A 14,231-nucleotide genomic window follows, 5' to 3' on the forward strand; every position below is an offset into this window, starting at 1 on the left:
GTATGCAACACGTTTTTATCATTGGCAGTCGAGGCTTGCCGGCCAAGTACGGAGGCTTTGAGACCTTCGTCCAAGAGTTGGTTAAGCATCGTCAATCTGATGACCTGACTTATCATGTTGCCTGCCTCTCAGATGAGAAGACAGGTCAACACTCTAGCCACATGGGGGCTGATTGCTTTACAGTCAATCCTCCCAAACTGGGTCCTGCCCGAGTGATTGCCTACGACATTCAGGCCATCAACTACGCTCTGAAATTGATTAAGGAGCAGGCGATTGAAAGTCCCATCTTTTATATCCTCGGCAATACCATCGGAGCCTTTATTGCTCCCTTTGCCCGTAAGATTCACAAGCTGGGTGGTCAGCTCTTTGTCAATCCCGATGGTCTCGAGTGGAAGCGATCCAAGTGGTCAAGACCTGTTCAAGCCTACCTCAAGTATGCTGAGAAGGTCATGACCAAGAAGGCTGACCTGATTATTTCTGATAATCAAGGCATTGAAAGCTACATCCAGTCCAGTTACCCTTGGTCTAAGACCACTTTTATCGCCTATGGGACGGACTTGACCGCTTCTAGTCTGACGGCTCAGTCGCCAAAGGTCCAGGACTTTTTCACTAAGTGGCAGACCCAAGAGAAGGGTTACTATCTGATTGTGGGTCGCTTCGTCCCAGAGAATAACTATGAGACCGCTATTCGAGAATTTATGGCCTCTAAGACCAAGCGAGACTTGATCATCATCTGCAATCAGGCTGGTAATCCCTATTTTGAGGAATTGCGGCAAAAGACTGGTTTTGACCAGGAGCCCCGTGTTAAATTTGTCGGGACCGTCTACAATCGTGACCTCTTGACTTATCTACGTCAGGCTGCCTTTGCCTATATCCATGGGCATGAGGTTGGTGGGACCAATCCCGGTCTGCTAGAAGCACTAGCCCATACCGATTTGAATCTGGTGCTGGGTGTTGACTTCAATAAAAAAGTAGCGAAGCAGACAGCCCGCTATTGGGACAAGGGACATGGTAACCTAGCAAGCCTGATTAATGAAGTGGACGGTCAAGTTGATTTTGTCCAATTGGGACGGGAAGCCCACCAGCTCATGGCTGAAAATTATACTTGGCCAAAAATTGTAGGCGAGTACGAGGAGTTGTTTTTGCATGAAAGTTAATATTCTCATGTCCACCTACAATGGGGAGCGTTTTCTTGCTCAACAGCTGGACAGCATTTTAGAGCAGACCTACAAGGATTGGACTCTCTTGATTCGCGATGACGGCTCTAGTGATAGGACCCCTGAAATCATTGCGGATTATGCTCAGAAAGACCCAAGGATTGTCTTTATCAATCCTGACCAAAGGGAAAATCTTGGCGTTATCAAGAACTTCTATACCCTGCTCAAATACCAAGAGGCCGACTTTTATTTCTTCTGCGACCAAGATGATGTTTGGTTGCCGGAGAAGTTGGAGCTCTGCATCCAGGAAGGTCGGAAGTATCCTGCCGATAAGCCCCTCTTGGTCTATACCGACCTCAAGGTGGTCAATCAAGATCTTGAGGTGCAACATCCCAGCATGATTCGCACCCAGTCAGGCCATGCCAACACCACGCTTTTGCAGGAATTGACGGAAAATACCGTTACTGGTGGCGTTGCCATGATTAATGGGGCAACGGCCCAAAATTGGCAGGCTCAAAATTTGAATCAGATTATCATGCATGATTGGTTTTTGGCGCTAGTAGCAGCAGCCAAGGGAAATCTGGTCTACATTGACCAGCCAACTGAGCTCTACCGCCAGCATGACAATAATGTCTTGGGAGCCAGAACCTGGTCCAAACGGATTAAGCATTGGATCAGGCCTCACAAGCTTTTGGCCAAATACTGGTGGCTGATTGATGCCAGCCAGAAACAGGCCGGTCTCTTGCTGGATTTGGACCTAGCTCAAGAACAAAAAGAGCTGGTTGAGGCCTATGTAGGTCTCTTGAACCAGCCTTGGTCACAAAGACGGCAGACCTTGAAACAATATGGTTTTGCTAAAAATCAAGTCTTCCATACCTTGGTCTTTAAAACTTTAATTCTAACGAAAATCGGCTATGGTCATTACCAAAAACACGGCTATCAAGCATAGGAGAATCTCATGGATTTACTTAGTAAGAAGAATCGTATTCTACTAAAAGAACTCATAAAAACCGACTTTAAACTGCGCTATCAGGGCAGTGTGATTGGCTATCTTTGGTCAATACTAAAGCCCCTCATGCTCTTTATGATTATGTATCTGGTCTTCATTCGCTTCCTGCGTCTGGGCGGCGATGTGCCCCACTTTGCGGTAGCTCTGCTCTTGGCCAATGTTATCTGGTCTTTCTTTACGGAAGCAACCAGCATGGGGATGGTTTCTATTGTGACCAGAGGCGATTTGCTGCGTAAGCTTAATTTTTCAAAATCAATCATCGTCCTCTCCTCTGTTTGCGGAGCCTTGATTAACTTTGGTATTAACCTAATTGTTGTTCTCATCTTTGCTCTGATCAATGGCGTGCATATAGGTTGGGATGCCGTCTTTGCTATTCCGCTCTTCTTCGAACTTTTTATCATGGCTTGGGGGGTGGCTCTGCTTTTGGCAACTCTCTATGTCAAGTTCCGTGATATCGGTCAGATCTGGGAGGTCTTTCTACAAGCTGGGATGTATGCCACTCCCATTATTTATCCCTTGACCTTCATTACCAATCAGGGGGCCAAGGGTGTTCTGGCTGGTAAAATTATCATGCTCAATCCTCTAGCACAGATGATTCAAGACTTGCGTTATCTTTTGATTGATAAGGCCAATCTGACCATCTGGAATTTGATTAATCACTGGTGGTATTACTCAATTCCTTATGTCCTGCCATTTGTCATTTTTGCTATTGGCTTGACGGTATTTAATCGAAGTTCTAAGAGATTTGCGGAGATTCTATAATGACGACAGAAAATAATATTGCAGTAAAAGTTGATCATGTCAGCAAATATTTCAAATTACCTGTTGAAGCATCCAATAGTCTAAGGACCACAGTGGTCAATCGCTTCAAGGGTATCAAGGGGTACAAGGAACAACACGTTCTGCGAGACATTAACTTTGAAGTGGAAAAAGGCGATTTCTTCGGTATCGTCGGCCGTAATGGTTCTGGGAAATCAACGCTTTTGAAAATTATTTCTCAGATTTATGTCCCAGAAAAAGGAGCGGTGACCATTGATGGGAAACTGGTCTCCTTCATCGAGCTGGGGGTTGGCTTTAATCCCGAGTTGACTGGGCGTGAGAATGTCTATATGAACGGTGCCATGCTGGGCTTTTCGACGGATGAAGTTGATGCCATGTACGATGACATCGTCGAGTTTGCTGAGCTCAAGGAGTTCATGAACCAAAAGCTTAAGAACTATTCCAGCGGGATGCAGGTCCGTCTGGCCTTCTCAGTTGCCATCAAAGCACAGGGCGATATCCTGATTCTGGATGAAGTCTTGGCCGTCGGTGACGAAGCCTTCCAACGCAAGTGTAACGACTACTTCATGGAGCGCAAGGAAAGTGGTAAGACTACCATTCTAGTTACTCATGATATGGCGGCGGTTAAGAAATACTGTAATAAGGCTGTCCTTATTGATGATGGCCTCATTAAGGCCTATGGGGATCCAGATGATGTAGCCAATCAATATAGTTTGGACAATGCGGTGCAACCTGAAGCTGAGAGCGACGATAATGACAATAAGGCGGAAGAAGTCAAACACGTTGATAATCTAGAAGTTAAATTACTATCTAATCAGCAAATGACTCAGAATGAGAAGATTGAATTTGAGATTTCCTACGATGTCTTAGATGATACGGAGACCCATATCGTCTTTTCGTTAACAGATATTGACCGCAATATTTGGATTTATAATGATAATGCCCTGGACTATCCAACCCAAGGTAGTGGCCATAAGAGTTATCGTTATTCTTGTAGCATTGCTAGCTTGAATGATATTAAGCTCAAGTTGCAGGTTACTATTCTCGGAAAATCAAAAGAAATGCTGGCCTTTGCCAACAACAATAATGCACCAATCATTGTGCTCAACCGTGATGATATTAATCTTGATGATTTATCAGCTATGGATTCAGCATCCGGAATTGTAAAAAGAAATGGGAATTGGGAAATTTTATCTGACTGATTTTTGAGTAGATAGGAGGCTAGCTTATGTCTAATCTGATGGTATCAATCATCTGTACGAGTTACAACTATGCCGAATTTATTGAAAGAGCGATTGACAGCTTTCTTGCCCAAGAAGTAGATTTTCCTTATGAGATTATCTTGGTTGATGATTGTTCAACTGATAATTCTAGAGCAATTATTCAGTCCTATGCCCAAAAGCATCCGGATCTCATTCGAGTTTTCCTCAATGAGGAAAATAAAGGGATTACTAGAACCTGGATTGATATCTGTAAGGAGGTTAGAGGCAAGTACATTGCTCGTTGTGATGCTGACGATTACTGGATCGATCCCAAAAAGTTGCAGAAGCAAGTAGATTTGCTTGAAGCCAATCCCGATTCTAAATGGTGTAACACCAGTTTTAATATCGTTGATGAAAATGACCAAGTCACAGCAGAAGATGTTTTTAAAAATGGTCCTATTGCCTATGCCAATACCTATGAAAAAATGTTGGCCACTAAGGGCATGACCCTGGCATCATCTTGGTTAGTTGAAACCAAGATGATGCAGGAAGTCAATGAAATCATTGATCCAACCTCTGTTGATGATGGATTCCCGATGCAACTGGAGTTTTTTAGACGTACAACTATATCTTTTGTGCCTGAACCTACAGTCGCTTATCGGATGACTAGTGATTCCGATTCACGACCCCAGTCAGAAGAAAAGATGCTCCATCGGATTGATGGTCTCTTAAAAACTCAACTAGAATACTTAGACAAATATCCTGACCAAGATATGGCAGAGATGACTGATATTCTTGTCCGTCATGATGCTAAACAGGAAAAGCGTATCTATTATTTGAGTCGGGAATTTCACCAGCAAAAGGAAAAGATTGATGAGTTGCTTGGTGAGGTCCAAAATACGCATAACTTGCTCAAACAAGAAGTCAATTCTAGCCTCGAGGCTCATAAGCTTTTAGACCAAGAGAGAGCTGAGAAAGCTCATTGGCAGTCAGAGTATCAGAAGGTTATCACTTCAAAACGTTGGACCATCCCAACCAAAATCATCAATTTCTTTAGGAGAAAATAAAAGATGAAGCGTTTGCTTTTATATGTGCATTTTAATAAATTTAATCGCCTGAGTCCGCACGTTGGCTATCAATTGGAGAAAATGCGTTCCCTCTTTAGTCGGGTAGTCTTTATTTCCAATAGCGACTTTAAGGCGGAGGACCAGGCTATGCTCAAGGAGCAGGGGCTGATTGATGATTTTATCCAACGCCAGAATAGCGGTTTTGATTTTGCAGCTTGGCGGGATGGCATGGCTCAGGTCGGTTGGAATGAGCTGACAGACTATGACTCCATAACCACTATGAATGACACTTGTTTTGGTCCTCTCTGGGATTTAGAGCCAATCTATCAGAAGTTTGAAGCTGACGCTAATGTTGATTTTTGGGGCTTGACCAACCATCGCAAGACTAAGAGTTTTCCTGAACATATTCAAAGCTACTTTATCAGCTTTAGCCAGAAGGTAGTGGCCTCATCTGCCTTTCAAGAATTTTGGCAAGGGATTGAAGATTTTAGTGATGTCCAGGAGGTTATCGGTCAGTATGAAACTCGGGTGACCACCGCTTTGACGGATGGAGGTTTCACGTATGATGCGGTATTTAATACCCTAGAAGCCCCAACTGAGGGAATGCTTCATCCTGACTTTAGCTACTATAATCCGACAGCCATTCTTAACCACAGGGTGCCCTTCATCAAGGTTAAGACCATTGATGCTAATCAGTCTATCACGCCCTATATTCTTAACCAGATTGAGGCAAGTTCGGACTATCCGGTTGATTTAATCGTCAGCCATATGACTAATATCGGTCAGCCTGATTTACCTTATCTTCTAGCTCGTAAGTACTTGGAGCAGGCAGAAGCGGAAGAGCTTCCTGCAGAAAGCAAGGTTGCGGTTCATCTCCATGTTTTTTATGTGGATCTCTTGCAGGAATTTCTGGAGGCCTTCAAGGCTTTCCATTTTGCTTATGACCTCTTTATCACTACAGATAAGGAGGAAAAGCAATCTGAAATTCAGGCTATCTTGGACCAGAATCAGGTAGTAGCCCAAATCTTTGTGACGGGAAATATTGGTCGTGATGTCCTACCAATGTTGAAATTGAAGGACCAGCTCAAGAGTTATGACTATATCGGTCATTTCCACACCAAGAAATCCAAGGAAGCAGACTATTGGGCTGGCCAATCTTGGCGGCAGGAATTGATTGCCATGCTGGTTGAACCAGCCAATCAAATTCTGGCTCAAATGGCTAGCAATGACAGACTTGGACTTGTCATTGCGGATATGCCGACCTTCTTTAGGTTCAACAAAATTGTCGTGGCTTGGAATGAAAATCTTATTGCTCCAAAAATGGAAGAGCTTTGGGAAAAGATGGAACTAAAGAAGTCCATTGATTTCAAAGCTATGGATACCTTTGTCATGAGCTATGGCACCTATGCTTGGTTTAAGTACGATGCCCTAAGTCCGCTCTTTGACTTGAATTTGACGGATCAGGATGTTCCGGCAGAACCCCTGCCTCAGAACTCCATTCTTCATGCTATCGAGCGACTTCTCATTTATATTGCTTGGGATAAGCATTACGATTATCGCATCTCCCCAAGCCCAATCACTATGACGCCATTTATTGAGAATAAGCAGCTCAATACTAGGGCCAATAGTAGCCCCAACACCTACGTAGACTTTACCTATATGGGAGGAATTAAAGGAGCCCTCAAATATATCATCGTCGGCCCAGCTAGGGCGATTAAGTATATTGTGAAGAGGCTTTTGAAAAAATAGCTATGAAAAAATTTCTCAGAGATATAAATTGGTACAGGGTCTTGCATATAACGCTTATCTGTCTATTTGCATTTTGTATCAACTTTTTCTTAGTCAACCAGCAAATTTTAGAAGCTAAAAGCGCCAGTAAATTGCATAAGGCCTTTCAGGGTTTTGAGCTCCTAACCAACAGCCTATATGGAATTTCCATCGTAGGATTGGCTGTCTATGTCAGTAAGAGCCTTAAAAAGTCTCTCTGGATTCAATATGCCATTGGCTATGTGATTTATCTTCTAGTCTCTTACTTCTTAGTGGTGACTAGAAATCTGAATAATGGTGGCTTTAAATTCTGGAGTCTAGTAAAAAATCAATTTTTTCAGGGGGGGACGCTTCCTACTGTTTTGATGATTCTGCTTCTTGCTCTTGTTATTCGTTATATCTCTAAAAATATTAAAAATCGCGCTGAAAGTAAGAAAACTAGACATTCAAGAGACTCTGCAGCTTTGTTTAGTCTGGATAACTTGTTAAAACATTATAATGTCTACCAACTGCCAATTTTTTTATTTTTGGGGACGGCAATTGTAAATGATCATCTCACACTAACAGCCTTAAAGGGGTCCTTAGATAATATTGTTAAGATGGCAAATCTCAACTCATATTTTTGGACTTTAGGAACGGAAGTAGCGATTAGTTTAGCCTTCTTTGCTGCTATTTGTTACCTTGCTTGGAAGGGAATAAAAGATGTTGTCGCTAGACGAGCTTCAGTTTCTTTGGCTATTACGACGAGCTTTTTCTTAGCAGTAGTGTTCAACTATATAATACAGGCTACTATTAGTACGGATGGAAAAATTTTGGGAAGATATATTTTTCCCGGAGCTACCTTATACCAAATTTTGGTACTTGCCTTAATAAATGTGGTTTTTTACCTAATTGTTAATCGCTATTTAATAGCAACGACAATTCTAATTACTGTTGGAACCTTTTTATCAGTTGCTAACAGTATTAAATATAGTATGCGAAATGAGCCAGTTCTTTTTAGTGATTTGAGTTGGATTAAAGATATTAAGATGCTGATGACCTACATAGATGCTTCAACCGTTATCTTTGCACTTGTAAGTATCGTGGTTCTTGCAGCGGTCACTTACTTCCTCTGGAAACTTTTATCATTTAAAGATATTGTTAGTGCTGACTGGCGAGTAAGAGTAGCAGTCACTCTTCCCATTGTACTTCTTTTTACTATTGTTGTTTCGATCTTCAGTCGACAAGAAAATGGTAAAATCGCTAGTAATATTCCCATCCTGTCAGGACTAAATAATACTGAAAAATTGGAATGGATGGGTCAATCTGTTGTAGCTCGTGAACGTTCCTTAATGTTTGTTTGGACGAAACAGTTGACCTCTTCAAAAATGGAAAAACCGAATGACTATAGTAAGGAAACGATGGATAAAATTGTTAAAAAATATACAAGTGACGCCAATCGCATTAATAAATCCAGAAAAGGGAATCTTTCTGATCAAACGGTTATCTTTGTTTTGAGTGAAAGCTTCGCTGACCCAAGTCGACTATCTGATGTTAGCTTGAATCGTGATCCTATTCCTTACATCAAGTCTGTTAAACAGAATTATACAAGTGGATTGATGAGAGCTGATTCCTATGGTGGGGGTACTGCAAATATGGAATTTCAGGCTCTAACAGGTTTACCAATGTATAATCTTTCATCATCAATTTCAACTATCTATACAGAAGTTGCACCAGGTATGAGTCGTATGCCATCTATTAGTGATTCATACTCTTCTAAAAATAAAATAGCCATTCACTTGGGTGATGCTAATATGTATTCACGCGAGTCAATTTATCGTCGGTTGAATTTTAGTCGATTTATTGCTGCTACAGGTGGAACTGAAAAAGGAAAGTACTTGGGAACTCTAGGTGTCTATCCAAGCGATGCCAATACTTATCAAACCGTTACCGAGAATATTGACCCTTCTCAAAATCAATTTTTCTCTGTTATCACTTATCAAAACCATTCTCCATGGGATTATACTGATGATAGTCCTTATGGAGGCTCTGGTGATGGCTTTGATCCAGCGGAAAATAGTTACACTAACAACTACGCTAAGGAGTTAAAGAGAACAGATGATGCTACTAAAGATTGGTTGAGTAAATTGTCCAAGATAGATAAAAAAATAACGGTAGTATTTTATGGAGATCACCTTCCAGGGTTCTATCCAGAAAAGGCATTTAAAGATAATCCAAAGAGTCAGTATCAAACCGATTATTTCATTTGGAGTAACTATCCAACACCTAAACAAAATCATCCTTATGTCAATTCTAGTGATTTTAATGCAGAGTTGCATTTAACAACAGCGACAAGAGTTTCACCATATGAAGCACTTTTAACTGAAGTCATGGATAATGCAAGTATCGATAAGAAGCATAAGACAAAGGAACAACAAAAGATTGCTAATGATTTGAAGCTTGTTGAATATGACTTAGTATCTGGTAAGGGGTACCTTGCAAATAATGAGAAATTCTTTAAAGTTAGTAAGGAAAAATAGCCTATGAAAAAGTATTATTTGCCAATCTATTATGCACTAATAAGTTTTCTCTTTACTCTCCAATCCATTGTTTATATCAATGATGTTGGTGATCAATTAAGCTTTGCTAAAATGGCGCAACATTATGGTTTCTTTGAGTTCGCACTTTATCGCTATCAAACATGGTCAAGTCGATTATTGATTGAATCTCTTACCATGTTTATGTCTGCTCACTACCTTGTTTTTGATATTACGATGTTCATTGCAGTAGTTTGTTTCTTCTACTGTTTTAATGGTATTTTCCTAAAGAATGATAAGTATTGGGGCCTCAGGTTTATCACGCCTGCTCTCTTTCTTTTAATTTTCCCAAGCATTTTCTTTACTAGTGCAGGCTTAATCGCAACGGCAACTAATTATCTCTTTCCATTGGTTGCCTTTGTTATCGGTTGGTATTGCTTGGAAAAAAAAGGTCTGGCTTGGTTAGTCTTGTCTTTTCCTTTCCTTATTTTAGCTTGTATGCAGGAGCAATTCACTATATTTGCCTTGATTACTTTTTCCTTCTATCTGTTAAAGGATTGGTTCAAAAAGAAAAAAGTAAATTACAACTACTTAGTTGGAACAGTCTTGGCATTTATTGGAACAGTTTCTGCAATGGTAGCGCCTGGTTCTGCTCATCGAAACCTTGTTGAGACGAAGACTTGGTATCCTGGTTTCGATAAATTAAGCTTAGTAGTTAAGGTCGCAAAGGGCTACATGGAAACTAACAGAGTTTTATTTGTTACCTCGGAGTTAACAATCATCTACTTATTGTTAATTACTATCCTTGTTTTATCACTATTGAAACGACATTACTTAGCTTCATTTTTATCAGGAAGTGTTTTGTATACAGTCTTGTCAAATCGGTTAGGAAGTACCAGTATACTAACAGCTGTTCAACGTGTCATTGATTTTCAAAATCAGCAACCGATAACTAAGTTTAGCTTTAAGGCAAACCTCTATCCCATTACGATTTATGCTGTTCTATTGCTAGTCATAACAATTGCTATATTTATCTTATTTGAAGATAAATGGCAAGCAACTTCAGCCATTGTGATTTTAGCTGTTGGCTATGCTGCTAGGATGTCAGTTTCCTTATCACCAACAATTTATGCTTCTGGCTTAAGGACGTTTACTCCCCTGATATTTTCTGGACTAATTGTAGTTATTATGATTTACCGTGAATTTATTGATAAAATTGGTAATAGGCTCTTTCAATAAGTCAGAAAAGTACGAATAAAAAAGTCGAAAAGAAGTGCTCGAGAATTGCTTCGGACTTCTTTTCTTTTAGGTGAATGATATGAAATTTCTATCGACTCTAGGACAAAAGTTGATTCTAGTCTGGTCTTTCCTTATATTTATACTTTTTAGTATTTCCAGTTTGTTAGTCAGAACATTACTGCCAATGGATGGTTCAGAAATGTCCCATTTTCAGCATACCAATGTTCTTTTCTACCTAATGTTGCTGTTATTGCTGGTGTGTCTGGCGCTGCTGATTTATCTTTCTCGCTTTTTGAAGCCTTATCAATTATTCGTAATAGGAAGCCTATTATACTTATTATTGGGCTTTTACCTAATAATGCACCAGAACGATGTTATTCGACATGATTCTCTATCTGTGCTTGAAGGTGCCAAAGCGATGAATAAAGGGGATTTTTCACAATTAACAAACTGGTCTGGCTACCTGCATAGGTTCCCTCATCAATTAGGATTGCTATCCTTTGAGCGACTTATTCTCTACATCTTTGGGCTTCAAAATGTTAAAGTATTCTTCTGGATAAATCTAATTATGGCAATTGCCAATAACTTTTTCTTATGGAAGATTACAGAGAATATCTTTAAAAATGACAGGGTATCTAAAGTCGAAATTATCTTATCTTTTATCTTTTTGCCAAGTATATTCTTTATTCTGTTTGTATATGGTCTAACCTATGGGCTGTTCTTTGCAATAGTTGGCTTATACTACCTACAAGTTTTTCTTGATAAACGAAGTTGGTCGAGTCTGATTTTATCAGTTGTATTTCTCGGATTATCTGATTTAATTCGAAGTAACTACAGTATTTTAATTTTGACCGTCCTGATTGTTTTGCTTCTAGACTTCTTGAAATCTAAGTCGAAGAGAAGCATCATTTTTGCTGTCTCTCTAGTATTGACCATCCTAGTGATGAATAAGGGTGTTAGCTGGTATTATAAAGAAGTTTCCAAGGCAACTAAGATAGAAGGAGAGCCTAAGATTGCTTGGGTCGCTATGGGATTAGATGATCAGTCTAAGGCCTATAATCGTGTTGCAGGATGGTATGATGGTTATCTTGAGAATGTCTATGTCCAGTACAAGAGCGATTCCAATAAAATTGAAGATGATAGCCATCAACTGATTGTAAAACGGTTAAAAGTCATGCAAAATAATCCAGGCTACACCTTTAACTTTTTTAAAAATAAATTTATTTCGACATGGACAGATAGTCTGTTTCAATCTATTTGGTCTGGTCCCGTAACTAAAATGCCTGTTGAGAACCAGAAAATTTCAGGTCGCTTAATGTCAAGCATTTATGAAAGTGGCTTAGTTTACCATATCGTCTATTATTTTTCTGCCTTACTTTTAGTCTTGATATATGTGTCAGTCTTACCTTTCCTAGCCAATCAGTGGAAATCCTTTAAAGAAGGGAATGGCAACTTGTTCTTACTTATCCCACTTATTTATTTATCTGGTGGTCTTATCTTTCACCTGATATGGGAGACTAAAAGTCAGTATGTCTATCCCTATGTTTATCTTTTGCTTCCTTTATCGGCCTTTGGCCTCTTCTTAATTTATAAGCAAGTAGGAAAATATATTGGAGCTTTACTGACTAGAAAGAATAACTAACTTTGCTAACAGTCCTAGTAGTATGATATACTAGGACTGTTTAAAATTTGAGACTAAAATAATAAAGAAATAATTGAAAGATATTCTTGTTAAGAGCCTAGAAAGAGGAGTAGAAATGATTAAGAAGCCAAGGCTATGTATAGTTATTCCTTGCTATAATGAGGAAAAGGTTCTTCCAGTTACTGAGCCGATTTTCCTTGCAAAGATAACTGAGCTAATTGAGTTAGGGAAAATTTCGGATGATAGCCGTATATTATTTGTTAATGATGGCAGTAAAGATGCAACTTGGTCATTAATTGAAAAATATGCTGATGAAACCCCATATGTGACAGGAATCTCGCAGAGTAGAAATCGAGGGCATCAGAATGCAGTCTATGCCGGTCTAATGGAAGCCAAGGATAGTTTTGACATTACGATTTCTATTGATTGTGATGGTCAGGATGATGTAAATGCAATGAACCAGATGGTAGATGAATATTCAAATGGTTCTGAAATTGTCTATGGTGTCCGTGATAATCGAGATACTGATACCTTCTTTAAACGGGCTTCAGCACAAGGGTTTTATAAGATCTTGAATCTTATGGGTGTTGAATCAGTGTACAATCATGCTGATTATCGTTTGGTATCCTGTAGGGTCTTAAAGGAATTCGCAAACTTTAAAGAAGTCAACCTCTTTTTAAGAGGAATATTCCCATTGGTTGGTTTTAAGAGTACCAGCGTTTATTATAAGCGTCATGAACGGCTTGCTGGTGAGTCTAAATATCCCTTAAGTAAAATGATAAATCTGGCGATTGATGGTATTACTAGTTTAAGTGTTAAGCCCATCAGAATTATAGCTTCGTTAGGTTTGATTGTTGCTGGCTTTAGTTTTTTAGCTATTATTTGGATTTTAGTCCAGTATTTTCTCGGACATACTGTTAGCGGTTGGGCAAGTAACCTTGCTTTAGTTATGATGGTATCTGGAATTCAGTTAATTAGTCTGGGTGTCATTGGCGAATATATCGGGAAGATTTATCTGGAAGTAAAAGAACGTCCCAAATATATTATTGAGAAGCGAACTGAGGATTTTAAGGATAGGTAGGATTTAAATTTATTTATCTATCTCTCCCACTTTGTATTTTTAGTCACTAATTTTTGTAGTGACCCCAAAAAGTTGGACATAATAGTTTAAGTGAAGGATTGCGTTCTGTATTGCACAGGACTCAGTCCTTTTAGTTTTAATTTAATCCGTTTGTTGTTGTCATAATCAATGTAGTCTGAAATGGCAAGCATTAACTCCTGGATAGATGTAAAGTCCCCTTCAAAACCATAAAACATTTCAGATTTTAAGGTTCCAAAGAAAGACTCCATCATTCCATTATCTAAACTGTTACCCTTACGAGACATGGATGGTATCATCTTACGATCTTTTAGAAAATGGTGATAAGAAGCGTACTGATACTGCCAACCTTGGTCGCCATGTAAGATAGTTCCCTGATAGGTTTTGTCAGGAAAAGCCTCCTCAAGCATGGCTTTCAGCTGTTGTAAATTAGGAGAAGTAGATAAATTATAGGCAATAATTCACTGTTATAACCGTCGAGGACCGGTGACAAATAGAGCTTCTGATTACTCGCGGGAATGGCAAATTCTGTGACATCTGTGTAGCACTTCTTCAGAGGTTGGGAAGCCTCAAACCAACACCTAATCAGATTCTTAGCTTTCTTACCGACGTCTCCCTTGTAAGAATTATAGCGACGTTTAGCTCGGATTCTAGCCTTCAATCCAAGCTCCTTCATCAAGCGTTGAACTTTCTTGTGATTGAGGATATAGCCACGATTCAATAACTCTTGATGGATTCTACGATAGCCATATC

General features: G+C 39.6%; 10 protein-coding genes and 1 pseudogene. 10 read left to right on the forward strand and 1 reads right to left on the reverse strand.

Annotated elements, in window-relative coordinates; genetic code table 11:
• The first annotated feature begins 2 nt into the window (after nucleotides 1–2).
• The 10 genes from cps2T (at nucleotide 3) to BS63_RS0101000 (ending at nucleotide 13,460) form a co-directional block, all read left to right on the forward strand.
• On the forward strand, nucleotides 3–1,157 hold the full coding sequence (gene cps2T, locus BS63_RS0100955) for a beta 1-4 rhamnosyltransferase Cps2T (protein WP_002960777.1): 1,155 nt from the start codon (nucleotides 3–5) through the stop codon (nucleotides 1,155–1,157).
• A complete protein-coding gene (locus tag BS63_RS0100960) occupies nucleotides 1,147–2,106 on the forward strand; it encodes a glycosyltransferase family 2 protein (protein WP_002960779.1) in 960 nt (319 codons plus the stop codon). Before cps2T ends, BS63_RS0100960 begins: the two co-directional genes overlap by 11 nt.
• A 9-nt stretch (nucleotides 2,107–2,115) precedes the next feature.
• Complete coding sequence (locus BS63_RS0100965) at nucleotides 2,116–2,928, forward strand: ABC transporter permease (protein WP_002960780.1); 813 nt, start codon at nucleotides 2,116–2,118, stop codon at nucleotides 2,926–2,928.
• On the forward strand, nucleotides 2,928–4,148 hold the full coding sequence (locus BS63_RS0100970; protein WP_019775420.1) for an ABC transporter ATP-binding protein: 1,221 nt from the start codon (nucleotides 2,928–2,930) through the stop codon (nucleotides 4,146–4,148). Before BS63_RS0100965 ends, BS63_RS0100970 begins: the two co-directional genes overlap by 1 nt.
• Before the next feature lie 26 nt (nucleotides 4,149–4,174).
• Nucleotides 4,175–5,215, forward strand: a complete 1,041-nt coding sequence (locus BS63_RS0100975) for a glycosyltransferase family 2 protein (RefSeq protein ID WP_002960782.1) — start codon at nucleotides 4,175–4,177, stop codon at nucleotides 5,213–5,215.
• A 3-nt stretch (nucleotides 5,216–5,218) separates the two neighbouring features.
• Nucleotides 5,219–6,964, forward strand: a complete 1,746-nt coding sequence (locus tag BS63_RS0100980; RefSeq protein ID WP_028798383.1) for a rhamnan synthesis F family protein — start codon at nucleotides 5,219–5,221, stop codon at nucleotides 6,962–6,964.
• A gap of 2 nt (nucleotides 6,965–6,966) precedes the next feature.
• Complete coding sequence (locus BS63_RS0100985) at nucleotides 6,967–9,501, forward strand: LTA synthase family protein (RefSeq protein WP_002960786.1); 2,535 nt, start codon at nucleotides 6,967–6,969, stop codon at nucleotides 9,499–9,501.
• A 3-nt stretch (nucleotides 9,502–9,504) separates the two neighbouring features.
• A complete protein-coding gene (locus BS63_RS0100990) occupies nucleotides 9,505–10,737 on the forward strand; it encodes a DUF6056 family protein (RefSeq protein ID WP_002960788.1) in 1,233 nt (410 codons plus the stop codon).
• A gap of 79 nt (nucleotides 10,738–10,816) precedes the next feature.
• Nucleotides 10,817–12,379 carry a glycosyltransferase family 39 protein gene (locus BS63_RS0100995; protein ID WP_002960789.1) on the forward strand — a complete coding sequence of 521 codons (1,563 nt, stop codon included), beginning with the start codon at nucleotides 10,817–10,819 and terminating at the stop codon, nucleotides 12,377–12,379.
• A gap of 115 nt (nucleotides 12,380–12,494) precedes the next feature.
• The gene (locus BS63_RS0101000; RefSeq protein WP_019777027.1) at nucleotides 12,495–13,460 is read left to right on the forward strand and encodes a glycosyltransferase family 2 protein; all 966 of its coding nucleotides are present in this window, start codon (nucleotides 12,495–12,497) and stop codon (nucleotides 13,458–13,460) included.
• 86 nt (nucleotides 13,461–13,546) lie between these two features.
• On the opposite strand, the pseudogene BS63_RS1000000111240 reads toward BS63_RS0101000, so the two are convergent.
• A pseudogene (locus tag BS63_RS1000000111240) lies at nucleotides 13,547–14,231 on the reverse strand (IS3 family transposase); the annotation flags it as partial.

The sequence above is a fragment of the Streptococcus sobrinus DSM 20742 = ATCC 33478 genome, from assembly GCF_000686605.1.
GTDB lineage: Bacteria > Bacillota > Bacilli > Lactobacillales > Streptococcaceae > Streptococcus > Streptococcus sobrinus.

Coding starts and splice junctions, on each gene's coding strand:
- BS63_RS0100965 (WP_002960780.1), top strand. CDS start 2,116: ATGGATTTACTTAGTAAGAAGAATCGTATTCTACTAAAAGAACTCATA.
- BS63_RS0100985 (WP_002960786.1), top strand. CDS start 6,967: ATGAAAAAATTTCTCAGAGATATAAATTGGTACAGGGTCTTGCATATA.
- BS63_RS0100980 (WP_028798383.1), top strand. CDS start 5,219: ATGAAGCGTTTGCTTTTATATGTGCATTTTAATAAATTTAATCGCCTG.
- BS63_RS0100990 (WP_002960788.1), top strand. CDS start 9,505: ATGAAAAAGTATTATTTGCCAATCTATTATGCACTAATAAGTTTTCTC.
- BS63_RS0100970 (WP_019775420.1), top strand. CDS start 2,928: ATGACGACAGAAAATAATATTGCAGTAAAAGTTGATCATGTCAGCAAA.
- BS63_RS0100975 (WP_002960782.1), top strand. CDS start 4,175: ATGTCTAATCTGATGGTATCAATCATCTGTACGAGTTACAACTATGCC.
- cps2T (WP_002960777.1), top strand. CDS start 3: ATGCAACACGTTTTTATCATTGGCAGTCGAGGCTTGCCGGCCAAGTAC.
- BS63_RS0100960 (WP_002960779.1), top strand. CDS start 1,147: ATGAAAGTTAATATTCTCATGTCCACCTACAATGGGGAGCGTTTTCTT.
- BS63_RS0101000 (WP_019777027.1), top strand. CDS start 12,495: ATGATTAAGAAGCCAAGGCTATGTATAGTTATTCCTTGCTATAATGAG.
- BS63_RS0100995 (WP_002960789.1), top strand. CDS start 10,817: ATGAAATTTCTATCGACTCTAGGACAAAAGTTGATTCTAGTCTGGTCT.